Genomic DNA, 299 nt, shown 5'->3' with positions numbered 1-299 from the left:
TGTCAACGGCGGCGTAAAACCCTGCCACTGTGGCGGAGCAAAAGTCGGCCACTTGGTGGCGCGCCTTGGGGCGTGATGCCCTCAAATAGCAAGCACGTTCCAAGGCGCGTTGGCCGTTAGGTCAATCAGATGATGATTAGCTTCTGGCGCAGCGGGATTTACTTTGGTTGAGGCGGTAGCTTTCGCCGTTCATCTCGAGGATGTTGACGTGGTGGGTTAGCCTGTCCAGGAGCGCACCCGTCAGGCGTTCGGTGCCGAATGTTTCGGTCCATTCCTCGAATGGCAGGTTGCTTGTGATC

At 57.5% G+C, this 299-nt stretch carries 1 protein-coding gene; it reads right to left on the bottom strand.

The window, feature by feature from the left end; all coding sequences use genetic code 11:
- Positions 1-136: 136 nt before the first annotated feature.
- On the bottom strand, positions 137-299 hold a 163-nt coding region (locus tag ACFWW2_RS12020; RefSeq protein WP_393928320.1), incomplete at its 5' end, for an ATP-binding protein.

It is taken from the genome of Yoonia sp. R2-816 (genome assembly GCF_046762905.1).
Lineage (GTDB): Bacteria > Pseudomonadota > Alphaproteobacteria > Rhodobacterales > Rhodobacteraceae > Yoonia.
The sequence above is the reverse complement of the archived record's forward strand: the minus strand, read 5'-3'. Positions and strand labels throughout refer to the sequence as shown.